The following is a 23,706-nucleotide window of genomic DNA, read 5'->3' as shown; positions in this document are numbered from 1 at the left end:
GAGGCGAAGGCTATCGTTAGCAGCTACCCGCAAAGGTCCGGAAAAGATGAATTTGCAGGACACGTCCGCACTGCCGTCCCCTCAGATCGAGTCATCATTGCCTACGGCCACTCTCGGCGAACCCTTCAAGGAAGCGGCCGCAGACGGCTTCATCCTCGGCGGTTTCACCTGGCAGCACGCCTCGCCGGACACAACCCGCCCGGTAGTCATCATCAACGCCGCCACCTCCGTGCGTTGCCGTCACTATTCGCGATTCGCCGATTACCTGTTTGCCAATGGCTTCGACGTGATCACGTTTGACTACCGTGGCATCGGTGAATCACGCCCGGCATCGCTCAAGGAGCTCGACGCCTCATGGACCGACTGGGGCGCACTGGACTTTGAAGCGATGCTCAGACGCGCTCAGCGTGAATTCCCCGGGCAACCTATCGATGTCGTCGGCCACAGCTTTGGCGGCTGCGCAGCAGGCCTGGGAGCCTCAGGGCATGTGATCCGGCATTTGGTCACCGTGGGTGCCCAGTTCGCTTACTGGCGCGACTATGCGCCCGCCCATCGCTGGCGAATGTTTGGCAAGTGGCACTTGGTAATGCCACTCGTCACGATGATCTATGGCTATTTCCCCGGCAAACGCCTCGGCTGGCTGGAAGATACGCCCGCTGGCGTCGTCCGTGACTGGAGCACGCCCACCGATCGCTACGAGAAGCGCCCCAGCGGGCGCGTAGCCCACGCAACACACGGCCAACTGCCGTTCGCCAGGGTCAGCGCAAAAACCCTCGCCATCAGCATTAGCGACGATCCTTACGGCACCATTGCGGCCATCGAACGTCTGCTCGGTTACTTCACCCACAGCACAAACACCCACTTGCGAATCGAGCCGCATGACATCGGCGAAGAAGAAGTCGGACATTTCGCCTTTTTTCGCAGCGCATACCAAGCCACACTATGGCCCATTGCATTGTCCTGGCTGCAGACCGGCGAACTGGCCCCCGATACACCCGGGCGGCGAGTGCCACGCAGCTGACGGCTGTGCCCACTCAACGAATTACGGAACGACGCTCATGGCCTCCGCCAACAAGCAGAACAAACGCGCCACCCGCGCCAAAGCCAAGGCCAAGCAGAACCGCACCCAACGGGCTGCCGCACCGGTCGAGCTGGACCCGAACGATGATCGAATCGACTTCGAATCGGTGGACCTGACCGAACTGTTCAAGAAAATGATCGACGCCGAAAAAACCAGCCAGCAAGCGATGTGCGTGGCCTTCCTCGAAGACCCGCTGCTGGAACTGGTGTACGAGCAGGAAGGCGAAGAAGGTGCGATGGACTTCATCCTCGCGGCGCTGATCGAATATCGCCAATGGTCCACCGAAGTCGACGAAGCCGGGGCCCTGGCGTGGATCGAATCACCAGCCTTCCAGGCTGACTACGTGGCGGCGTCCGACGCCATCGCGGCCCAAACCCAACAGAAACCGAACTGAGTTCCCATGGCCTCCCTGAACAAACAGCAAAAACGCGCCAAACGCGCCAAGATCAAAGCCAAGCAAATCAATATCCACGGCCGCAAACCTGCCGCACTGGACGATGACCTGGGGGAAATCGGCGAGCCGATCCCGGAATACACCCTGGCGATGTTCAGCAAAATGCGCGACGCGGAAGCCATCAGCCGTGGCGACATGCTGAAGATCCTGCTGTCGGACCTCGCCGGTATCATCAGCGACCATCCGGAACTGCTGGACATGGAAAACGCCGACAACGAAGCCATGGCCGCCACTCACCTGGCCGCCGACATGCTGATCGACTACCGCATGTGGACCGATGGCATGGACCGCGATACCGCACAGGCCTGGCTGACCGATCCACAATTCATCACCGACTTCGGCGATGCGCTGGACAGCTATCGCCAGGCGCTGGATGCGCAGGAAGAAAAGGCCGAGTAAATAATCGCCTTCACAAACAAAAACGGCCGCTAGTCATCACTGACAGCGGCCGTTTTTGATGTTTCACCCGCATTGGGCCTGTGTCAGATCACTCAGCGAACTACCGCTGCGATCAACTGTTCGTTGCGACGACGACGGGCGACAAACAAGCCCGCAGCCACGACCAGCAAGCTCAGCAGACCGGTCGCGAGGATTTCCACGCGATGGGCTTCCTGGAACAGCATGATGGTCAGTGCGCCAACGATGAACACGATCACCGCGTAGGTCAGGCCCGGGAACAGCCACATGCTGAAGGCGATTTTCTCGCCGCGCGCCATACGCTGCTTGCGCATGCGCAGTTGCGAGAAGGCGATCACCAGGTACACCAGCAGCGCGATTGCGCCGGAGCTGGCCAGCAGGAATTCGAACACGGCAGCCGGGGCCACGTAGTTCGCAAACACGGCCAGGAAGGCTGCGCCGGTGGACAACATGACGGCCCAGTACGGCGTGCCGCTGTTGTTGGTGCGTTGGGAAATGGCCGGTGCATCACCGCGCTTGCCCAGGGAGAACATCATGCGCGATGCGGTGTAGAGCGCCGAGTTCAGGCAGCTGGTCACAGCAACGAGTACGACGATGTCGACGATCAGCTTGGCGTTCGGGATGCCCATGCGCTCAAGCACGGTCTGGTACGAACCGACGCTGGCCAGAATCGGGTCGTTCCATGGCACCAGGGCCACAACGATGAAGATCGACACGAGGTAGAACAAGCCGATCCGCCAGATCACCGAGTTGGTGGCCTTGGATATTTGCTGGCCAGGGTTCTTCGATTCGGCGGCCGCGATGGTCACGATCTCGGTGCCCATGAACGAGAACATGGTCGTCAGGATCGCGCCCAATACCGCGCCCATGCCGTTTGGCAGGAAGCCCTGGGTGTCGAACAAATGCGAAACGCCGCTGACCTGGCTGTTCGGCAGGAAGCCGAAGATCGCCATGATGCCCAGGCCGATGAAACCGATAATCGCGATGACTTTGACCAGGGCGAACCAGAATTCGAACTCACCGTAGTTTTTCACGCTGAACAGGTTGGTCACCGTCAGCAGCAAAGTAATGATCAACGTGAACGCCCAGATGGCCACGTTAGGGAACCAGGCATGCAGGATAGTCGCGGCGGCGTTGGCCTCCAGCGGGATGACCAGGACCCAGAACCACCAGTAGAGCCAGCCAATGGTGAAGCCGGCCCAGTGACCGATCGCGCGATCAGCGTAGGTCGAGAAGGAGCCGGTGTCCGGCGAAGCTACGGCCATTTCGCCGAGCATGCGCATTACCAACACCACCAGGGCACCGGCGGCAGCATAGGCCAACAGCACGGCTGGGCCTGCGGCGGCGATAGCGTGGCCGGAGCCGACGAACAGGCCGGCGCCGATAACCCCGGCGATCGACAACATGGTCACATGACGCGGTTTGAGCCCCTGTTCGAGGCCATTAGAGCTTTGGATACTGCTCATTGAAACTACCTTTGTAAGGGAAAGCGATTTGCATCCATCCCGCTCGGTGATCCTTCTCGTAAAAAGAAACCAACGGGGCGTTTCGAAATCTGCACGCAATATTTGCGCCAAAATGTTTCAAAACCCTCTACCACGGTGATCTCGTCTTGACCGGACAGTCATCGCAAGTCATTGAGAATAATGGCAATTCGCCAGAGCGTTACCCTGCGACCCACTTTAAAGTCGAGTCGGCGCACCGGAAACACACCTGAAAATCTCCTGACGCACAATAAAAGAGCGCAAGAGGAACGTTTGGCCGGTTAGCGCTTCCAACACCCCGCCAAAGCTGGCAACATCGCGCCCTTTTTTGGGACAGCCCCGCCCTTTTTATCGTCAGGCAGGGTTCAAACGGCTGTTCGGTTGATAGCAGCGCGACAGTCTGCTGTACCGATGCGACAACCTGCCACACGCCACCCGTTTACCGCCCGAAGCGCTGTTGGCTGCCATTCAGACGCTATGCTAGCTTGGCCGCCTCGCCAGGAAGGCCACCAACAGCAGGAGCGAAACACTATGAGGAACGCACATGGCTGAGGCCACGCCCGCGCTTGAAATCCGCAACTTGCACAAACGCTACGGACAGCTTGAGGTGCTCAAAGGCATCTCGCTGACCGCCCGCGACGGCGACGTGATCTCGATCCTGGGTTCTTCCGGTTCCGGCAAGTCCACGTTCCTGCGTTGCATCAACCTGCTGGAAAATCCGCATCAGGGCCAGATCCTGGTGGCCGGCGAAGAACTCAAACTCAAAGCCGCCAAGAACGGCGAACTGGTCGCAGCCGACGGCAAGCAGATCAATCGCCTGCGCAGCGAGATCGGTTTTGTATTTCAAAACTTCAATCTCTGGCCGCACATGAGCGTGCTCGACAACATCATCGAAGCGCCGCGCCGCGTACTCGGTCAAAGCAAGGCCGAAGCCATCGAAGTCGCCGAAGCCTTGCTGGCCAAGGTCGGCATCGCTGACAAACGCCACGCCTATCCGGCGCAACTGTCCGGCGGCCAGCAGCAACGCGCCGCCATCGCCCGCACACTGGCGATGCAGCCCAAGGTGATCCTGTTCGACGAACCTACCTCCGCCCTTGACCCGGAAATGGTCCAGGAAGTACTTAATGTCATCCGCGCACTGGCCGAAGAAGGCCGCACCATGCTGCTGGTCACCCATGAAATGGGTTTTGCCCGTCAGGTCTCCAGCGAGGTGGTGTTCCTCCACCAGGGCCTGGTAGAAGAGCAAGGATCGCCACAGCAGGTGTTCGACAACCCGCTTTCGGCGCGCTGCAAACAATTCATGTCCAGCAACCGCTAACGGAGCTACCCGCATGCAGAACTACAAAAAGGTCTTCCTGGCCGCCGCCGTCACCCTGGCCTTCAGCGCCGGTGCCATGGCCGAAACCTTGAAGATGGGCATCGAAGCGGCCTACCCGCCGTTCAACAACAAAGATGCCAGTGGCAATGTCGTCGGCTTCGACAAAGAAATCGGCGACGCCCTGTGCGCCAAGATGAAAGTCGAGTGCACCGTGGTCACGTCTGACTGGGACGGCATCATCCCGGCCCTGAACGCCAAGAAGTTCGATTTCCTGATCTCCTCGATGTCGATCACCGACGAGCGCAAGCAAGCGGTGGACTTCACCGACCCGTACTACTCCAACAAGCTGCAATTCATCGCGCCGAAGGACAAAGAGTTCAAGACAGACAAGGAATCCCTGCAAGGCAAAGTGATCGGCGCACAACGTGCGACCCTCGCCGGCACCTGGATGGAAGACCACATGCCTGGCGTTGAAGTCAAACTCTACGACACCCAGGAAAACGCTTACCTGGACCTGACCTCCGGTCGTCTGGACGGCATCCTGGCGGACAAATACGTCAACTATGAGTGGCTGAAAAGCGACGCGGGTCGTTCGTATGAGTTCAAGGGCGATCCGGTGGAAGAAAGCGACAAGATCGGTATCGCTGTACGCAAAGGCGACACCCTGCGTACGAAGCTGAACCTGGCCCTGAAAGAAATCGTTGAAGACGGCACTTACAAGAAGATCAACGACAAGTACTTCCCGTTCAGCATCTATTGATTCTGACCTGCCGGACCGGCGCCGTACTTTAACGGCGCCAGTCCCCGGCATTGCCTGCCGCGATTGAAAAGAAATCCATGACTATTGATCTCTACGGATTCGGCCCGGCGCTCGCCGCTGGCGCGCTGATGACTGTGAAACTGGCACTCTCGGCCCTGTGCCTGGGGCTGGTGCTCGGTCTGCTCGGCGCCTTGGCCAAGACCTCCCCGTACAAGCCGTTGCAATGGCTTGGCGGCACTTATTCGACATTGGTTCGCGGTATCCCCGAGTTACTTTGGGTGCTGTTGATCTACTTCGGCACGGTCAACCTGATGCGTGCCCTGGGCGAGTTCTTCGGCAATCCCGACCTCGAACTGAATGCCTTCGCCGCTGGCGTGATTGCGCTGGGGCTATGCTTTGGCGCGTACGCCACGGAAGTGTTTCGTGGTGCGATTTTGGCCATTCCCAAAGGCCACCGTGAAGCCGGCGTGGCCCTGGGCTTGTCGAAATTTCGCATCTTCACCCGACTGATCATGCCGCAGATGTGGCGCATCGCCCTGCCGGGTCTCGGCAACCTGTTCATGATCCTGATGAAGGACACCGCGCTGGTGTCGGTGATCGGCCTGGAAGAAATCATGCGTCACGCGCAAATTGGCGTGACCGTGTCCAAGCAACCGTTCACCTTCTATATGGTGGCCGCGTTCATGTACCTGGGCCTGACCGTGCTCGCCATGAGCGGCATGCACCTGATGGAAAAACGCGCCGCTCGCGGCTTCGCGAGGAGCACCCAATGAACTGGGAAATCATCATCAAATGGCTGCCGAAACTGGCCCAAGGTGCAACGCTGACCCTGGAACTGGTGGCCATCGCCGTGATCGCCGGGTTGTTGCTTGCCATTCCACTGGGCATCGCGCGTTCGTCGCGCCTGTGGTGGGTGCGGGCATTTCCCTACGGCTACATCTTCTTTTTCCGTGGCACGCCGTTGCTGGTTCAACTGTTCCTGGTCTACTACGGCCTGGCGCAGTTCGATGCGATCCGTAACAGCTCGATGTGGCCGTACCTGCGCGATCCGTTCTGGTGCGCGACCGCGACCATGACCCTGCACACCGCGGCCTACATCGCCGAGATCCTGCGCGGCGCGATCCAGGCGATTCCACCGGGCGAGATCGAAGCAGCGCGGGCGCTGGGCATGTCCCGGGCCAAAGCGCTGCTCTACATCATCCTGCCGCGTGCTGCGCGCATCGGCCTGCCGGCCTACAGCAACGAAGTGATTCTGATGCTCAAGGCCAGCGCCCTGGCCAGCACCGTGACCCTGCTGGAACTTACCGGCATGGCCCGCACCATCATTGCCCGGACCTACCTGCCGGTGGAGATTTTCTTCGCTGCGGGCATGTTCTATCTGCTGATGGCTTACGTGCTGGTGCGCGGCTTCAAGCTGTTGGAGCGCTGGTTGCGCGTCGATGCCTGCCAAGGGCGCTGATTCCCACGTGCTGACGGGCGAGGCCCTACTCGCCCGTTTCACTGCGCTGGATGCTTTTCTGATTGAGCATCAGGCGTTGTGGAAACCTCGACCGTTTACTTATCTGCACCTTCCTTGGGAAGCGTCCTACCCGGAGTTGGCGCTTTGGCTACGCGGTCGGTCGCTTGAGGACGCGGAAAGCAGTCATAACCAACCTTGTTTGCTCGATGCGCCGCAGCCGTTTGTATCGTTGGCGGCGATGTCCCTTGAGCTGAGTGCGGTGGGGGAACTGCCAGCTCAAACGCTGGAAGCCGCCGGACACCGGTTGAATGTCGATGTGCCGGGCCGTAAGTGGCAGCAGATCGAAGCCTTCGCCAGTCGCCTGTCATTTGCCTCGCCACCTAAGCATTGGCTGGATTGGTGCTCGGGCAAGGGTCACTTGGGCCGACGCCTGCTGCAAACGGGGCAACAACTGACCTGCCTCGAATACGACCCGGCACTGGTATCCAGCGGCGAAGCGCTCAGCCAACGCCATCACCTGCATGCGCTGCACGTCGAACAGGATGTGCTCGCGCCTGACGCGGCTTCTTTATTAAAAGCTGATCACACCCCCGTGGCACTGCATGCCTGTGGGGATCTGCACGTACGGCTGATCCAGCTCGCCAGCGCGGCGGGTTGTAAACAACTGGCCATCGCGCCGTGCTGCTACAACCGGATCAGTCTTGCTGCTTACCAGCCACTTTCCTCGGCCGGTTCGCGATCCGACCTACAACTATCCCTCGACGATCTCTCGTTGCCGATGAGCGAAACCGTCACCGCCGGTGCACGCGTCCGACGTCAGCGCGACACCTCCATGGCCCGGCGCTTGGGTTTCGACCTGCTGCAACGGCAACTGCGCGGCATTGACGAATATCTGCCAACCCCTTCCCTGCCCAGCGCCTGGCTGGATAAATCCTTTGCCGATTACTGCCATCATCTGGCCGCACTCAAAGAGTTATCCACAATCGGCCCGCAAGATTGGTCAGGACTGGAAGCCGCTGGCTGGCAACGCCTGGCCGAAGTGCGCAATCTGGAGCTGTTGCGTGGCCTTTTCCGACGCCCGCTGGAGCTTTGGCTGGTGCTTGATCGGGCACTTTTCCTAAGTGACCAGGGCTATACCGTTCGTCTCGGCACCTTCTGCGAAACCCCGCTCACGCCGCGCAATTTCCTGCTGCTGGCGGAACGTCCTTAAACAGTCTCAGCCTGTGGATAAGTCTGTTGATGAAATTATCGTGGATCCAATATAGCCGCCTGTTTCAAGGCTGAAACGCAACTGTTCAATTTTCGTACACTCGTTAAAAAAACCGAAAAAACAGGTATTTGCGGATAAATGAGAACGGGTCCACAAAAAGCCTAATGAAGGCAGCAAGCCACCGCACCTGTTGTGCATAAGCATTCATTGCAAAGGACATAAGTGCCTAATCCGGGACGTCACTGGCGGAAAATTGCGCCGCTTCCCCACTCTTGTTATACAAACAGCCAACGGCGCCGACAGCGCGGCCACGAACAAGAAAATCCGACCGACAGGATGCGACAGTGACGTTTATTTCCTACGCACAGAATTTCGAAGACATACGCCTGTGGCGCGCCCTCAAAACCGTTGAAAACGGCTTCTATATCGACGTCGGCGCCAACCACCCCACCCACGACTCCGTGACCAAAGCCTTCTACGACCGTGGCTGGACCGGCATCAACGTCGAACCGATGCCCAATTACTACGAAGCCCTGCGCCAGGAACGTCCCAAAGACACCAACCTGCAATGCGTGGCTGGCGCAAGCGCCAACGACCTGACCTTCTACGGCATCGCCGGCACCGGCCTCTCAACGCTCGACCCGACCATTGCGCAAATGCACAGAGACGCCGGCATGGACGTGCGTAGCCAGACCGTCCAGTCCCGCACCCTGACCTCCATCTGCGAAGAACACGCCCAGGGCCGCCCGATCCATTTTCTGAAAATCGACGTCGAAGGCCACGAAGAAACCGTGCTGCGCGGCATGGACTTCACCCAGTGGCGACCGTGGGTCATCCTCATCGAAACTCCGTGGGACCGCGACCAGACCTGGGAAACCCTCGTCACCAGTGCCGGTTACCACTCCATCCTGTTCGACGGCATCAACACCTACTACCTCGCCGAAGAACACCTGAACCTCAAACCCGCCTTCGACATCCCGCCGTGCAACCTGGATGAGTTCCAGTTCTGCAAAGGCCACAACTTCAGCCACCCCGTCAGCGACGCCGAACACCAGCTCGCCGCCGCCCTGCAACGCGCCGAACAGGCCGAAGCACAGCTGCGCGCGATGCAAAATAGCCGGGCCTGGAAAGCCATTCAGAAACTCAAGAAAACCCTGCTTGGCGCCTGACTTGAAGGCTGCGTAAAAATAGTCTGAATTCAGGGGTTTACAGAACCAATCCAATCGCTATAATCGTCGCCCTAACACGCCGGTATAGCTCAGTTGGTAGAGCAACTGACTTGTAATCAGTAGGTCCCGGGTTCGACTCCTGGTGCCGGCACCATACAAGGTTCCATAGAAAGCTTTCAAATTCTCTGGAACCCCCGAAAAACCCGCCTTCTGGCGGGTTTTTTCGTTTTAGCGTTCCATCGGTTTCCGTCAGAAACTGGTGGATTCCAACCGTTTTAGGGGTAGTGTTAGGGGTAAGGTAATTCGATAATGGGGGAGTACCCTTATGTCGCGCACCACTGCTCCACTCTCCGATTCGGCTTGCCGCTCAGCCAAGCCCACCGACCGCGCCTACAAGCTTTTCGACGGCGATGGCCTCTACCTTCTAGTCCAACCCAATGGCCGTAAAGGCTGGCGTCTCAGGTATGTCAAACCTGACGGACGCGAAGGACTGACCTCGTTCGGCAGCTACCCCGTGGTCGGCCTCGCCGATGCGCGCAACAAGCGCCTGGAGGTGAAGCGGATGCTGGCGAAAGGCATCGACCCCATCGAGACCAAACACCAAGCCAAGACGCAGGCCGCAATCAAAGGCCGTACCTTTGAAAGCGCTGCACTGGAATGGCACAACGCGATGTCTGCCAAATGGGCACCGGGTCATGCCAAGACGGTTCTGAGCCGCCTCAAAACCCATGTATTCCCGCTGATCGGCGCTCGCTCTATTGTCGATCTGGACACCCATGACCTGATGCAACCTCTGGAAGCGATCCAGAAACGCGGTACGATTGACGTCGCTTTAAGGGTACAAAACTACCTGCAAAGCATCATGCGCGAGGCGAAGCGTTCTCGGCAGATTACGGCAAACCCTGCCTACGACCTTGAAGGCCTGATCAAAGCCCCAAGAGTGATTCATCGGCCCGCTCTACCCTTATCACGTCTGCCTGAATTGCAGGAGCGTATCGACACCTACAAAGGCCGCGCACTTACCCGGCTGACGGTCATGCTCTCGCTGCATGTGTTCGTACGCTCCAGCGAACTGCGCTTCGCTCGCTGGAGCGAATTCGACCTTAAGCGCGGCACCTGGGAGATACCGGACACTCGACCCGCGTTGGACGGAGTACCTTTTTCAACAAGAGGTACGAAGATGGCCGGGGACATCCACCTTGTACCCTTATCGCCGCAAGCCGTGGCCCTGCTTGAACAGATCCACGCCCTCACCGGCAAATTCGACCTGGTGTTTGCAGGCGATGCCAAGCCCTGGAAGCCCATGTCTGAAAACACGGTAAACAGCGCGCTTCGAAAGATGGGCTACGACACCAAAACCGAAATCTGCGGTCATGGCTTTCGCTCAATGGCCTGTAGCGCACTGATTGAATCAGGACTGTGGTCCGAGACCGCTATTGAAAGGCAGATGAGCCACAAGGAACGCAATAACGTCCGCGCCGCATACATCCACAAGGCTGAGTTCATTGAGGAGCGCAGGCTGATCATGAACTGGTGGAGCCGGTATCTGGAGGCCAACCGGCAGGAGCATGTCACTCCACACGAATTCGCGAACCAGACCGGAGCGAACGTCACTCGCCTAAAAGCAAAACGTGGCGCAACCGAGTAAGCGCTCGGTCTTCAAATCTCAGTGATCCGCTTGTCCACGCGGGTCCATCCAAACAGGGCTGCAAAGCCGCCCTGCTTGGATGGACCTCACTTAAAAAATCTAAAGCCCACGCAACTGTCTGTGGAAAACCACTGATTTCCACCGGTGGATAATTTCATCCACAGCCGCAGAACTCCCGAAAATTCGAGCCTTGACCCAAATTATCCACAGGCGTAGAAAAGATCGGGCAAAGCGCTGTCGTTGACAGCAACCCAGGTAGCCAGAACCTTTGAGGCTACGCCACACCGTGGTGGTTCTCCCAAAGTGCGATTAGCGTCCGGCAGCTCGCACGGTCACAGCAATGTGATGGATGCCTACTTCTACCAGAGTGCCCACTGCGGCAACTCATACCCCTTTATAGCTGCCCTGCAGCAACCTATCCGCTTGGCCATTTCATTGCGCCAACCTGCGCCCGTCTCTTTCTCCCGGAAAGAGACGGGCGCTCCTACCGCTGCTGCAGCCCAACTCGTACAAGGCTTTGCGGCATTCCCCCTCGTGACAATCGGCGTGACAAACACCGAAATCACCAGCAACAGCGATGCAGATGATGGTGCCGCAGCCCACGGAATGGACTGCACCTGACTGACAGTCAGGTATGCCCCGGTCATTGCTTCACTGCCTTCACCCGACTCATGATCTCGCGGCGCCGGTCTCGTCAGCCAGTGCAGCCTCCACCCGCCCACTTCCTCGGAAGTGTTCAGGAGGCCAGATCATGAGATGCCCAAGCTCCCGGTCGTAAAGAGCCGCCAGTCCCGCGTTAGTGGACAACCCTCACAGGTCGCAGGGGCCTTGATCCCTGATAACACTCAACATTCTTGGCGGGATGACGTGGGGAAGGTTTTAAAGGTTTTGGCTTCAAGAGGTGTTCGATCATGGCACTGGTGGGCAGGCGAGATGGACGCAATTTTGGCTATGGTCGGCAGTTGAGCTATGCCGGGCCACAGGCATTGCGCGATCTATTTGGCGGCGGGCATTACGGCACGGTCAAGGCGCACAGTGATCGCTGGCAGGCGTTTGTGCGCTGGTGTCGCTCGGAGGACGGGCCGGGGTTCAACGATGCGCGGAAGATTGATCGGCAGACCTTGTTGGATTATGCCGGACATCTGCGCCAGCAAGTTGAACAAGGTGAGCTCGCCATCGCCACTGCGCAAAACCGACTGTCCAGCGTCAACCGTACCCTGGCCGCGCTTCGCGGTGATCAGTCTGTGAAGGTGCAGAGTCCGAGCAAGGCGCTTGGGATGAAGCGCACCAGCGTCCGCACCATGCCTCCGCAAGGCCAGGACCGCGATCACGTAAAACGTATCGTAGACGTCCTCTCCGAACATCTGCAGCCGCGCGCCGCGGCCATCGCTCAGCTGGCGCGAGCAACCGGCATGCGCCTGCGAGAGGCCATTTTGGCTGATCTTCCTCGACTGCGAAGAGAAGCCGAACGATACGGCAAGATCAACATTCAAGATGGCACCAAAGGTGGCCGCTCGGGTGCGTCGGCGCCTCGTTGGATCTGGGTGGATAATCATATTCGTGAAGCGCTCACGTACGCCGAGCAGGCCTCTCCCGTCGGAAGCGACAACTTGCTTGCACTGAACGAAAGCTACCTAGACTTTCAACAGCGAATCATCCGCCCTGCACGGGACATCCTTCACGCGCACCACCTCAAGGGATTCCACGAATTGCGTGCGGCCTACGCATGCGAACGGTATGAGCAGATTACAAACCAACTTGCGCCAATCAAAGGAGGTAGTTGCTACCAGCTCGACCAACACCTCGATCAGGAGGCACGCGCACAAATCAGCTATGAGCTGGGGCACGGTCGTATCGACGTAGTTTCGGCGTACATCGGTGGCCGAGCATGAGCAAGCCATTCGATATGGAGGTATTCCTCGCGGGAGTCATGAGCGGATCGCAAACGACACGTCAGCGCCACCTACACCAAGCAAAAGCCATCCAAGCAGCTATAGCTGTGCGCTGGCACCGAGACAACCCGTGGACTTGGCAGCGAAAACATCTTGTCTGGTTCTTAAATCAGCACGTGAACCAGCGCGCAGAATCAACGCGCTATTACTATATATTGACCGTAAACTTACTCACTCTTCGCCTAGGAAAGTCTTGGCAATTCCAAATCATTAGCAAAGCCAACCACCCATATTGAGTACCTCACCGTCAATACATAATACGGAGACCATCCAAGATGGTCTCTTTAACAACAGAAGCAGGCACACATAAAAAATCAGGGCCCTTAATTAACCGCAAAGACTTGTTTAAAGTCTAAACCCTCAGCATCCAAATTATACTTTTTGAATTTATATTGCATATAAGCCGACATTTCATCTTCGTGCGTGGAAAGAATTATTTGCCTATCGGAAAACTCAGTCCTTAACAAATCAACAAACCCAGCAACATTTATATCGTCTAGTGTTTGGACAGGATCATCAATTAATAAAATAGCGTTCCTTGCGTACCTCTTATTTAAAGCCAGCGTAAATGAAAGCACCAACGAAGAAAGCTGCCCTGAACTCATAGAGAATATTACATCATGCAATTTTTTAGGGTTTTCTCGAAATGACAGATTTTTACCATCGGTTTCAATAAAAATCCCAAGCCCACTTTGAAAATTCTGCAAAAGCCGCCCTGAATATATATGAAATAGCACTTCAATGCCTTTAGCAATTGACGCTACATAAGAGTTCAAATTCTCATTATAAATATCCCTGAGCTTACTTAGAGCCTTATCCAGATAAATGGCTTTCTTGTAAATATCTTCGGCCGCACTATAGGATTTTTCCTTGTCCTTGATATCGCCATAGATACTTCTAGTATAGGCAGCCTTCACATAGGAAATTTTTCTATCAATCGAATCCAATTCAAGGCTTAAAGCCGCATTATCATCTTCCAAAAATACTTGCTCAAAAATTTCTTGAAAATCCTCATCAATAGCATCATGATCGACAACGCGATACAAAGCACTAACAGCCTCACCAAGCCTGTTAACGCCCAAAGATTCTTGCAAGTCAAAGCTTATACAGTAAAAAGGTCTTACATCAATACCATAAGATAAGTATGCACGCACAAGCTTACGCAAATACGAAACCTGCTCCTCGCGAAGCTCTGTGATTTTCTTCTTATAATCTATAGAGTCTTTCTGAACAGCAGCGTGTTCGCCTATAGCTTTGCGAATAGGACCTAAGACTTTCCTTTCAAACAGTTCTATATTTCGTTTCAGCGCTTCGCCATTAACATCAACAAGGGTCTCTAGAACTAATCTTTGGGATTCCATGTGACGCAGCAACTCGTCGTACGACTTCCAATCATAGCCACATGCAGGACAATTGGCATCATCATGACTTATATGTTCAGAGGAGTACTTGGAAACAAATAGATCTCGAGCAGCCTTCAATTCATTGTAAGCAAGTTCGACGGCGCTTGAGTTCTCCACAATCAATTTTATTTCAGCAACAGCCTGTGAAAAATCATTGTAGTTCAACTCAAAACCAAAACTATCAAACACATCAGAATCAAACTTCAAATCTTCTTTTAACGATGAGGGAATCCCGCTTTCAAATTTACTTAAAAAATCCACACCAAAATCATAAAGAGCGACGTCATTTTTATATACTGCGATCGAATCCAGACGACCACCAAACCTTAGTAGGCTCTCAAGCGCCTCCTGCTTTGGCTTCAGGACCTTATCAATCTTAGAGTTATATTTGGAGTTAATAAAATTATCTACTCCTTCTATAAATTTCCTAAGCCTATTCAATGCCCCTTCATCACCTAACCAGGTAGCTATAATTGAAGACTTGACTACGATATCTTCATGATCCCATGGCTGATGAGTAGCAGAGATTAATCTTTGATAAGGTTCAATTACGTTTTCATCCCCGACATTAACAGATCGATGCAACTGCTCAATCTCTGTTTTTCGCGAATTCAAGTCTTCCCTTTTCGCAGTTGTCTTTAGGCTGGCGATCAACTCTTTCGCACTGTCAATTTTTTTAATTTTTTCTCTGTAATCCCCCACATCAAACAAGTGGTCAATTTTCTGTTGCTTAGTCGACGCTTTGCTCTTTAAAATAGCTGTATTATCTTCTTGCTCGATGTAATGAAAAAGCTTGAAATCTCGTAGATAACCGACCCCAAGTATTGTTCCTAAGAAAGACTCTTCATCCTGAACTAACCGCCCCTCCCCATCTATACTAGTCAACTCATAGAGCTTAAACAGCTTTAATCCAAGCCCCTTCCCTTTATCCAGCTTATCCTTACTCGCGCTTCTTTTTAAATAGAACAGCCCATGACTGGTTTCAATCTCCGCCACAATTGAAATTTCAGCCCCTGCAACCGCTTGGTCATGGACTATTGGGCTTCCTAAGGCTATCGAGCGCTTATCAACTACGGAGTTTTCCAAGTTGTTGTAGCGGCCAATATCGCCGGTCAGAAGAAACTCTACAGCATCAAAAAAAGAAGTTTTCCCAAACCCATTAGGTCCATCCAAGATTGCCAAGTTATAACTACCAATCTCAAATTGATGACCCACAAATGCTTTGAAGTTTTTCAGAACAAGTTTCTTAATATTTAACTTCATGGCCGGCCTCAGCTATTTTATCAACCAAATTTTTCAATAGAGACTCGGCGCTATCAAATCCATCAACATTCAAATCAAGCACACTGGACTCAATAAACGATAAGAGTTCCGGCTGTTTTGTGCTCCTAATTTTTTCGCGATGTCGAATGTAAAGCCCTTCTATATCAGCCGCCTCACCTTCTCCGATATCTATAAATCCAAGCTTTATGACTACCCTATAAATTAATTCCTCCCAGCTTTCAGTGCCCAAAGAGTTTTTATAACTGGAAAAAACATCAGGATTGCTCACCGAGTTTAAAATCAAATCTGCAACATTACCCTCTCCGAGCCTTTCATTGAGGCTAACTATCTCGGCATCTGTATGGTAGAGCACATGTTTCTTGAAAAAAAACAAATCTTCTTCCGTAGCATGAACCTCAGAAATAATTTTATCGGTGATTTTTTCGACAGGCCAAATACAAATTAGGCTCGTATTTTTCTCGATCGCAGGGTTTCGGTATATCTCTCGGCATTTAGTCAGCCAGGAATGCTGGTTCTCAATTACAGTTCGCGGCGAGGACTCTACAACCAGCCAGTAGGCCTCCTTACTAATATCGTCAGGCACGAACAGGCTAAACTCTTCAGTCAACGTCTCTGAATAATTATGTCTAGAGAATAATTCAGCTAAGAATTGCTTCATTTCTTAATCCCGCTTGGCAAATTAGCAATAGACACCAACGCTACATCTTTAAACTTATTAAATTTAGCATGATCATGAAGTGCGCCACCTCGCGGTCCAACATTCGCGACCGAAAATATAGAATCTGCATCTATATCAGTGGTTATCAATGTTCCACTTTCATAGAGAAATTCGACATCATGCTTTAGGGCATTATCGACAATTTTCTTACAAATAGCACCGGCACTCTTCTTTCCTTGGTGAATTGCCGTTGGATAATAACTGTTCCCAGAAAACTCCCAGAAAAAACCTGCATTCCGCGTCCCATCATTGAAGTCAGGCTCAATTAGATCATCGAAAACTCTAAACAATCCATACTGGAGATCATCAGAGTTTACAGACTCATCCTTGTACTCCGCCAAGGAGTTAAACCGTCCTTTTTTACTAGGTAGAATTGAGCGCATAAACACTTTTAGCTTTTCAACATCAAATTTATTAATCCTAGCAACGCACCTTCCTAATTTATCTAAATCCTCACGCGCCAAGTCGTTCTCATCGCAGAAATCGGAATAGTAACTACCAATGTCTTTAATTATTACCGAAAAGAAATAACTCTCACAAAGTATGGCAGAAGTTAACTCGGCAGATAGAATATCGAAAAAATCCAAGAAACTAATTTTCTCTCTATTTGCAATCTGACGCTGAACTGCCCCTTTGGTAAGCTGGATTTCAGCGTGCATAGAGATTATCTTGCTTACTATAATATCCTCTAGAAGATTTCTAGACCATTGTAAATAGTCCGATACAGCTTTATGCTTTGCGCCCGGTTCATACTTACTATAAAACTCGCATATAAGATTTTCCAGTAGCGAGTCAACTTCTGATAGCGCACAGTAACTTTCCGCTTGTGCAACTTTCTTGTAACTATAAAAGACTGCAGGCGAGTAAACACTACTGAAATCAGCAGGGAGGATAATGTCCTTGGAAACATGGAATAAGACCTTGCACCCAGGATATGCCTTTGACTTTGCGACTTGTTCGCTTATCGCCTCAGAATAAGCGGAAAAGTCATCGCTTTTATACGCTTTAACTTGATGCATGGACTGACATACACCATCTAATAAAATGGCAAAATCATCGATACTATCAAGCTGCAATGCTAATTTTTTACTATCAACCGCATTTTCCAACATCAAACTAAGGCAGTGATACAGCGCAATTTTTCCTTGATATATATATCCACCCCAAGTCGCAACCGCTGTATGAGGCAAGCTTGCTTCGACACTATTTTTCGCCATAGTTCTAAACCTTCAACTGCAGATTTAAATATCTGCGGCTTCAAATTGGCATGTAATTATATTCCGGCCTGCGCAACTAGACCGAAACGACGTAGCAAGCATGTGAGAATCCATAATTGCCTACTTGTATTTTTATCTTGGATAGTCTGAATCTGATTTGTACAGCGTGGCTTATATAAAGGATATGGCGACATGCCGGGTTGGCTAAGGGACGTCCAAGGCCGGACCTCAAAAATTGGCCGTAGCATCATCTGGCGACCCAATTCCACTTATAGGATTGATCGAATATATCTTCGGGAAGGACGATTTTACTTTGGCTTTCCATGGCCAGACTCCCACATGAATCGTTGACAGCGCAATGCCACTACTGACACTACCGTTTAGCGCCTAAACCGTAAAGGACCGAAGAAGATAAGGGGTGCTGACGCGCTGAAAAAGGCTTATGAGGCGACTATAGCCCCATTTGAAGCGATGCAGAGGAGGCCCGGAATCCAACCCTTGAGGCGAAAGGGGCCTCAACGCGCAAATTCGCTATGAACGGACAGGGTCGAATTGATGTGTTGTCGCCGGCGACACCAGGAAATGTAGAACTGAGAACAAACTGAGGATATTCCAAGAGGTAGAACTGAACTTGATCGCATGATAACTATATTTAAAACAATGACTTACTTTTCGATTCGACTCCTGGTGCCGCACCATACAAAACGAAGGCTCGCAGAAATGCGGGCCTTTTGTTTGTCTGCTAAACGTAACAAGCGACGTAACAAGGGATGGGCGTGATGAGCTGGAAGTCTCTAGACTGGAAATACCTGGTTATGTTTGCGCTCACGCTCGTCGGCATACTCGCCCCTGTCGTATGGCAATCAGTACAAGAAACACACTCGATTACAGTCAAGCTCCTCGCTTCGACCACCCTTCAGCCTGGGGGGCAAACTGGCATCCAAGACCTGCAAGTATCCCTAAACGGACGCAAAATTGATGACCCCTACCTTTCGTTAATGGAGGTAGTAAATGATGGGTCAAAATCGATCCTGAGCAATGACTTCGAAACACCGATCGAACTGATTCCGCAAGGCGAGAGCTTGATTGTGACTGCTCAAGTCACAAGCACAACTCCAGCGAACATCACTGCAAAGGTTTCGACTGAAGATAAACGGGTAATGATTGCGCCATACTTATCAAACCCCGAAGACTCCATTTTTATTACGGTTATCACGTCGGGAGGACAGCCTAGCTTCACGACACGCGCAAGGATTGCTAGCGTGAAAAACGTCAACTACCTTGATTCCTCTGTGCCGAAAACGAACAACGTGAAGTTCGCCATAAAGATTTTTTCAGCGTTCTGCATGACGATTATGTACTTCGTGTATATGTCGGCTGTAGGCAAACAGATCATCATGTCCAAACCGTTGGCTTACCTAACCGGTCTAGGCTTCGCGACCGGAGGTGGATACACCCTTGTAAGTGCCGCAACGCAAATTGACACCTTGCTGCCAACTACTACAGCCTTTGCCATAGCGTTGTCCCTGATGACGCTGCTTGCTGGATTAGCGGCTTTGCCAGTCTCGAAAAAGCTTATTCCAAGATAGTCTCTCCCATCGCAACTCTGCTTCCCAAGCTGATAAAGAGGGTTCGATTCCCTTCACCCGCTCCACTATTTTCAAGGGTTCCAGACGTGTCAGTTTGAGCGTTAGAGTGTTTGGTCACAGTTTGCGCGTGAGCGAGCTGCTGCAGGGGAGCGAGAACCTGCCGCCACCCCTCCCCTACCCGCCAAGCCTAGGGTGACCCTGTCAGCAAGCTCAAATCGTGCGGGTTTTTTCGGTTCGAAAAAAAGCCCTCGTAAAAATACGAGGGCTTTGTTGTTTCCGGTGTTTTGATTTTCATAAAGCAGGCACCAATCAATCAAACCCCGTAGAAACCGAAAGACTCTCCCAAGCATCAATCTCCCCCTGCAACCGCGCAATCTTTTCCCGCACCAACCTCACCGCATCCTCCCCCAGCAACAAATGAACCGGCGGCTTTTCCGCAGCGACCAAAGTCAGCAACGCCTGCGCCGCCTTGTGCGGATCTCCAGACTGCTTGCCACTCTTCTCCTCCCGAGCCTTGCGCACTGGATCGAACACCGCATCATAGTCACCCAAGGTGCGACCGGAGCGGATCATCGAGCGCCCCGCCCATTCGGTACGAAATGAGCCCGGTGCCAGGGCGGTCACGTGGATGCCAGGCTTTCGACTTCTTTGGCCAGCGCTTCGCTGATGCCTTCCAGGGCGAATTTGCTGCCACTGTAGTAAGCGATGCCCGGTAAGGTGATGAAGCCGGCCATGGAGGTGATGTTGACGATATGACCGCTGCGCCGTTCACGCATGCCGGGCAGCACCGCTTTGATCATTGCCACCGCGCCAAATACGTTGACGTCGAACTGGCGCTGCATTTCGGCCAGTGGCGATTCCTCGAGAATGCCTTCGTGACCATAGCCGGCGTTGTTTACCAGCACGTCTATCTGCCCCACTTCGCGCAGGATGTCAGCCACCAGCGGTTCGATTGCCGGGAAATCGGTGACGTCGAGCACGAACGCTTTAGCTCGATGGGCGTCCAGCGCTTCGAACGCGGCACGCTCGGATTCGCGCCGCACCGTGCCAACCACTGTGTGCCCTGCCGCCAGCGCTGCTTGCGAAAAGGCCAGGCCGAAACCTGAACTGACGCCGGTGATCAGGAAAACCTTGTGAACGTGGTTTTTCATGCTGGGTTCTCCAATAAAAACGCCGTCGATAGTGATCGACGGCGTTGTGGACAAGCTAACTCTGGTCTTAGTGACCGGCGCTCTGACCGCCGTCGACGTGCAGGATTTCGCCGGTGACGAAGTTGGCGTTGTCCAGATACACAACCGCCTGAGCGATGTCGCTGATTTCGCCCATGTGGCCGACCGGGTGCAGATTGCCCAGCGCTTCATGGGTTTCTTCGCCGTGCATCGGGGTCTTGATGATGCCAGGGGAAACCGCGTTTACCCGAATCCCGCGCTTGGCGTACTCAATTGCCAGGGATTTGGTCGCTGCGTTCAAACCACCTTTGGTCAGCGAGGCCAGTACCGACGGCACGCCGTCAATTGCGTGGTCTGTCAGGCTGGTGGTGATGTTGACGACGTGGCCTTTGCCCTGTTTTTCCATCTCGTTGATCGCGAGTTGGGTGATGTAGAAGAAGCCGTTCAGGTTCACCGACAGCACGTTGGCGTAGTCCTCGGCGGTGTACGCGGTGAACGGTTTGGCGATGAAGATACCGGCGTTGTTGACCAGGGTGTCGATGCGGCCAAAACGTGCGATGGCTTCACGGATAACTTGTTGTGCGACTTCCGGGTTGCCGATGTCGCCCGCCACGGTGAGGATGTCCGGGTCGGTGGACGGTTTGATCGAACGCGAAGTGGCGACAACTTTGTAATCCAGCTCGCGGAAGGCTTTGACCATGCCGGCGCCGAGGCCTTGGGATGCGCCAGTGATAACGATGACTTTTTTCGAATTGCTCATGATGAACCTCTACTCATTAATAATGGTTTGAAAAAGTAAGTAAAAATCAGGCTTCGGCGGGGGCCTTGGCCATTTGTCTCAACATTTGCTCGTAGTACTCGACCGACTGCGAACCGGACACCAGGTGGCGACCGTTCAGCACCATGGCCGGGACCGAATTGATGCCGCGCTGGCGGTAAAACTCTTCAAGCTCACGCACTTCTTTGGCAAACGCGCCGGACGCCAACACCTCTTGAGCAGCCGCCGCATCCAATCCCGCTTCAGCCGCCAGACGAACCAGCGTCTCGCGATCGCTCGGGTTCTGGCCGTCGGTGAAGTAAGCGCGGAGCAGGATTTTCTTGAGAGCGACCTGCCGCCCTTCCTGCAACGCCCACAACAGCAGCCGATGCGCATCAAACGTGTTGTAGAAGTGAGTGCGCTTCTCCAGATCGAACTTGAAACCGATGGCCGCGCCACGTTCGATCTGCATCGCTTTGCCGGCGGCAACGTCAGCGGCGGTGCGTCCATATTTGCGCATCAAATGCTCGACCGCTTTCTCACCGACCGCCGGCATGTCCGGGTTCAACTCGAAGGGCTTGTAGGTCAGCTCCACCGAAATTTCGCCAGCCACGTTCTCGATCGCTTGCTCCAGCGCCGTCGCGCCCAATGCGCACCACGGGCACACCACGTCGGAGATGAAATCGATGGAGACGGACGCGGTCATGACTTGCCCTCCGCCTCAGCCAGCTGCTTTCGATACTTGGTGGTGGTGATGCCGGCGTAGCCCCAGTTATCGGTGTCGACTTCTTCGATCACGATGTGGGTCAGGTGCGGATCCTTCTTCAGGACGCGTTCCAGGGTTTCAGTGATTTCGGCGATCACCTGAGCTTTCTGCTCAGAGGTAACGCCATCGCGAGTGATGCGTACGCTTACGAAAGGCATGAGGAATCTCCAAGTGACCTTCCCTTCGGAATGAATGGGTCGGCGTTGGAGCTCAATGTAGGGAGTTCGCTGGAGGGGATAAAGGTGGGGGCGGGAACATCATTAGTTACGTGGTGTAATTGGTGCATCGGCACTGGAACAAAAAAGGTTTGCATCAAAAATGATGAGTCGCTAACCTCCATTTATCGTAAATTTTAGATATCAGCCGAAAAGGTGGATGCTCATGGCAATTCAATTCTTTGACAGCCCGTTCCATGTCACGCATGACGAGGAGGTCGCCAGCAAAATGGCTCTGAAAATGGAGCTGTCGATCTTCATCACTGACTGCATCAAAAAACTGGGTCTCAAACAGAGTGAGGCCGCAGCCAGGTTGAACGTCACCCAGTCACGCGTTTCAGAGCTCACCACTGGCAAGATCGAGAAATTCACGATCGATGCAATGATGGACATGCTGGATAAACTCGGCTTTCGCACCACGTTTACCTTGCCATCCAACGATGCCGACGCGTTACCTCAGATCGTCATTTCACAAGTTCACACCTGCTAGACATTACATCCCATTTTCCGAAGTTCTCTTTTGAGCTCCTTCAACCGATCTTCTGCAACAGCCATTGCGTGACGATCAGTTCGATTCGTCGTTTTCACGAACGAATGAAGGACGAAAATGGTGTCCGCATACTTCGCGATGTAGATGCATCGGAATGCCGGGCTACCATTGATGATCAACTCAATCGCACCCGCCCCGATTGAACTCAGCTGCTTTATTGCCAGCTCTGGATCCCCGCCGTACTGCACGCGCATCAGGTCTTTCCCGAACTCATCCTGAACCCAGCTCGGCAAGTCCCTGTACTCACGAGTCGCAGCTTCACTTACAAAAGCAAATCTCTTCAAATGATGGATTCCTACCTGAAACAGTCGATGCCTTCTCAACGTCCAGTAGACGATTGAAGGGATGCTGTTTAGTAGTTATCGCAGGCCTCTTTTTCCGTAGGACTCAGCCCCTTTTGATGTAGTCCGTTTTGCTACGTGTCGCATTTTTTCAGTTTCTGCGACACGTTATGAGGACGTGTCGTTGGCAACGACATGTGCGAGTCAAAACGCTCCGGCATTGACAGCCTAGCCTCAGCGAAAGGAAGGTCTCCGCTCTCATTCATTTCGCGTACAGATTCCAGCAAATCTTTTTGAAACTGAGCCAATTCAATGTCCATTCCTGATGCCTGCTGCAGCAGGTCGAGTAGGCCTCAGCAAGCCTTTTCCAAAATTATGAAAATTATGGCTGGGCAATAATTATTGCCCAGCCATAAAAATCACTAAAACCTTCAAGCCACGCCACCACCTAGCCACGATTGCGCATCCGCCGCCCTCAAGCTACCTTCAGACCGTCGCTGCCAATTCAGCGACCGGGCCTGATAACCCGAGTAAGATACAGGCGCACAAGCGCCCATAATCACGATTGTTGGCGTTTTTTTGTGCCTGCATTTCCGTGTAATGGCGGCTGTGCGTGGGAGACCTTCGGGTCTGCCGGGTTCCTGTATCTCCGGTTTATCAGCCCGCGCATAGCTGCCACCCATTCGCCTGATAACGAACGTGGTAGCTCTAACTTGATTCAGGAGTTTTTGCTGATGCCCGCTATCGTTCCGTTCAAAACTTGCGCTACGTCTCCCCCGCTCCACGCCCACCACCGCCCAAAAAC

Annotated in this window: 22 protein-coding genes, 1 tRNA gene and 1 pseudogene; 15 read left to right on the top strand and 9 right to left on the bottom strand. The window is 53.6% G+C overall.

The features are described from left to right. Positions 1-46: 46 nt before the first annotated feature. From K5K95_RS10405 to K5K95_RS10395, 3 genes are read left to right on the top strand one after another with little or no spacing between them, the layout of a single operon-like run. Complete coding sequence (locus K5K95_RS10405) at positions 47-1,021, top strand: alpha/beta fold hydrolase (protein ID WP_222589374.1); 975 nt, start codon at positions 47-49, stop codon at positions 1,019-1,021. Between the two features lie 37 nt (positions 1,022-1,058). Continuing rightward, positions 1,059-1,475, top strand: coding sequence for a hypothetical protein (locus K5K95_RS10400; RefSeq protein WP_222589373.1), 417 nt, complete (start codon positions 1,059-1,061; stop codon positions 1,473-1,475). 6 nt (positions 1,476-1,481) lie between these two features. Beyond that, entirely contained in the window at positions 1,482-1,934 is a 453-nt protein-coding gene (locus tag K5K95_RS10395; protein WP_090176806.1) for a hypothetical protein, read from the top strand. Between the two features lie 92 nt (positions 1,935-2,026). On the opposite strand, the gene gabP is transcribed toward K5K95_RS10395, so the two are convergent. Continuing rightward, complete coding sequence (gene gabP / locus K5K95_RS10390) at positions 2,027-3,418, bottom strand: GABA permease (RefSeq protein ID WP_222589372.1); 1,392 nt, start codon at positions 3,416-3,418, stop codon at positions 2,027-2,029. Positions 3,419-3,980: 562 nt separating this feature from the next. Here gabP and K5K95_RS10385 point away from each other — a divergent pair. The 10 genes from K5K95_RS10385 (at position 3,981) to K5K95_RS33030 (ending at position 13,188) form a co-directional block, all read left to right on the top strand. Further along, the gene (locus K5K95_RS10385) at positions 3,981-4,754 is read left to right on the top strand and encodes an ABC transporter ATP-binding protein (RefSeq protein WP_027922189.1); all 774 of its coding nucleotides are present in this window, start codon (positions 3,981-3,983) and stop codon (positions 4,752-4,754) included. A 13-nt stretch (positions 4,755-4,767) separates the two neighbouring features. After that, a complete protein-coding gene (locus K5K95_RS10380) occupies positions 4,768-5,514 on the top strand; it encodes an ABC transporter substrate-binding protein (protein WP_222589371.1) in 747 nt (248 codons plus the stop codon). 77 nt (positions 5,515-5,591) lie between these two features. Further along, a complete protein-coding gene (locus K5K95_RS10375; protein WP_090176818.1) occupies positions 5,592-6,287 on the top strand; it encodes an ABC transporter permease in 696 nt (231 codons plus the stop codon). Then, complete coding sequence (locus K5K95_RS10370) at positions 6,284-6,973, top strand: ABC transporter permease (protein WP_222589370.1); 690 nt, start codon at positions 6,284-6,286, stop codon at positions 6,971-6,973. The genes K5K95_RS10375 and K5K95_RS10370 overlap by 4 nt, the downstream gene beginning before the upstream one ends. Then, positions 6,954-8,183 (top strand): methyltransferase, encoded by a 1,230-nt coding sequence (locus tag K5K95_RS10365; protein WP_222589369.1) that lies wholly within the window; start codon positions 6,954-6,956, stop codon positions 8,181-8,183. The genes K5K95_RS10370 and K5K95_RS10365 overlap by 20 nt, the downstream gene beginning before the upstream one ends. A 344-nt stretch (positions 8,184-8,527) precedes the next feature. Continuing rightward, positions 8,528-9,352: an FkbM family methyltransferase gene (locus K5K95_RS10360; protein WP_222589368.1), complete on the top strand. Its 825-nt coding sequence runs from the start codon at positions 8,528-8,530 to the stop codon at positions 9,350-9,352. A gap of 78 nt (positions 9,353-9,430) precedes the next feature. Then, positions 9,431-9,506: transfer RNA gene (locus K5K95_RS10355), tRNA-Thr, on the top strand. 171 nt (positions 9,507-9,677) lie between these two features. Continuing rightward, a complete protein-coding gene (locus tag K5K95_RS10350; protein ID WP_222589367.1) occupies positions 9,678-11,000 on the top strand; it encodes a tyrosine-type recombinase/integrase in 1,323 nt (440 codons plus the stop codon). A 911-nt stretch (positions 11,001-11,911) separates the two neighbouring features. Then, on the top strand, positions 11,912-12,892 hold the full coding sequence (locus K5K95_RS10345; protein ID WP_085654468.1) for an integrase domain-containing protein: 981 nt from the start codon (positions 11,912-11,914) through the stop codon (positions 12,890-12,892). Further along, positions 12,889-13,188: a hypothetical protein gene (locus K5K95_RS33030; protein WP_085654470.1), complete on the top strand. Its 300-nt coding sequence runs from the start codon at positions 12,889-12,891 to the stop codon at positions 13,186-13,188. Before K5K95_RS10345 ends, K5K95_RS33030 begins: the two co-directional genes overlap by 4 nt. Positions 13,189-13,275: 87 nt before the next feature. Here K5K95_RS33030 and K5K95_RS10340 read toward each other — a convergent pair whose 3' ends face one another. Genes K5K95_RS10340 through K5K95_RS10330 form a run of 3 tightly spaced genes read right to left on the bottom strand, consistent with a single transcriptional unit; the run spans position 13,276 to position 17,574 of the window. Beyond that, complete coding sequence (locus tag K5K95_RS10340) at positions 13,276-15,618, bottom strand: AAA family ATPase (protein ID WP_222589366.1); 2,343 nt, start codon at positions 15,616-15,618, stop codon at positions 13,276-13,278. Then, positions 15,602-16,297 (bottom strand): ABC-three component system middle component 1, encoded by a 696-nt coding sequence (locus tag K5K95_RS10335; RefSeq protein ID WP_222589365.1) that lies wholly within the window; start codon positions 16,295-16,297, stop codon positions 15,602-15,604. The genes K5K95_RS10340 and K5K95_RS10335 overlap by 17 nt, the downstream gene beginning before the upstream one ends. Beyond that, the gene (locus tag K5K95_RS10330) at positions 16,294-17,574 is read right to left on the bottom strand and encodes an ABC-three component system protein (RefSeq protein ID WP_139831587.1); all 1,281 of its coding nucleotides are present in this window, start codon (positions 17,572-17,574) and stop codon (positions 16,294-16,296) included. The genes K5K95_RS10335 and K5K95_RS10330 overlap by 4 nt, the downstream gene beginning before the upstream one ends. Positions 17,575-18,353: 779 nt before the next feature. On the opposite strand from K5K95_RS10330, the gene K5K95_RS10325 reads away from it, so the two are divergent. Further along, the gene (locus K5K95_RS10325; RefSeq protein WP_222589364.1) at positions 18,354-19,163 is read left to right on the top strand and encodes a hypothetical protein; all 810 of its coding nucleotides are present in this window, start codon (positions 18,354-18,356) and stop codon (positions 19,161-19,163) included. A gap of 309 nt (positions 19,164-19,472) precedes the next feature. Here K5K95_RS10325 and K5K95_RS10320 read toward each other — a convergent pair. The 4 genes and pseudogenes from K5K95_RS10320 to K5K95_RS10305 form a co-directional block, all read right to left on the bottom strand. Next, positions 19,473-20,314, bottom strand: a pseudogene (locus tag K5K95_RS10320) (oxidoreductase). 67 nt (positions 20,315-20,381) lie between these two features. Beyond that, positions 20,382-21,092, bottom strand: coding sequence for an SDR family NAD(P)-dependent oxidoreductase (locus K5K95_RS10315; protein ID WP_222589363.1), 711 nt, complete (start codon positions 21,090-21,092; stop codon positions 20,382-20,384). A gap of 46 nt (positions 21,093-21,138) precedes the next feature. Continuing rightward, on the bottom strand, positions 21,139-21,795 hold the full coding sequence (locus tag K5K95_RS10310; protein ID WP_222589362.1) for a DsbA family oxidoreductase: 657 nt from the start codon (positions 21,793-21,795) through the stop codon (positions 21,139-21,141). Beyond that, on the bottom strand, positions 21,792-22,013 hold the full coding sequence (locus K5K95_RS10305; RefSeq protein WP_027922199.1) for a tautomerase family protein: 222 nt from the start codon (positions 22,011-22,013) through the stop codon (positions 21,792-21,794). The genes K5K95_RS10310 and K5K95_RS10305 overlap by 4 nt, the downstream gene beginning before the upstream one ends. A gap of 223 nt (positions 22,014-22,236) precedes the next feature. Between K5K95_RS10305 and K5K95_RS10300 the strand changes: the two genes are divergently transcribed. Further along, positions 22,237-22,560 (top strand): helix-turn-helix domain-containing protein, encoded by a 324-nt coding sequence (locus tag K5K95_RS10300; RefSeq protein ID WP_222589361.1) that lies wholly within the window; start codon positions 22,237-22,239, stop codon positions 22,558-22,560. Here K5K95_RS10300 and K5K95_RS10295 read toward each other — a convergent pair. Beyond that, positions 22,557-22,904, bottom strand: a complete 348-nt coding sequence (locus K5K95_RS10295; RefSeq protein ID WP_222589360.1) for a type II toxin-antitoxin system RelE/ParE family toxin — start codon at positions 22,902-22,904, stop codon at positions 22,557-22,559. The two genes, K5K95_RS10300 and K5K95_RS10295, sit on opposite strands and share 4 nt — an antisense overlap. Positions 22,905-23,706: the final 802 nt, after the last annotated feature.

The organism is Pseudomonas sp. DR48, from assembly GCF_019823085.1.
In the GTDB taxonomy this organism is placed as follows: domain Bacteria; phylum Pseudomonadota; class Gammaproteobacteria; order Pseudomonadales; family Pseudomonadaceae; genus Aquipseudomonas.
This window is presented reverse-complemented; position numbering and strand designations above follow the sequence as displayed.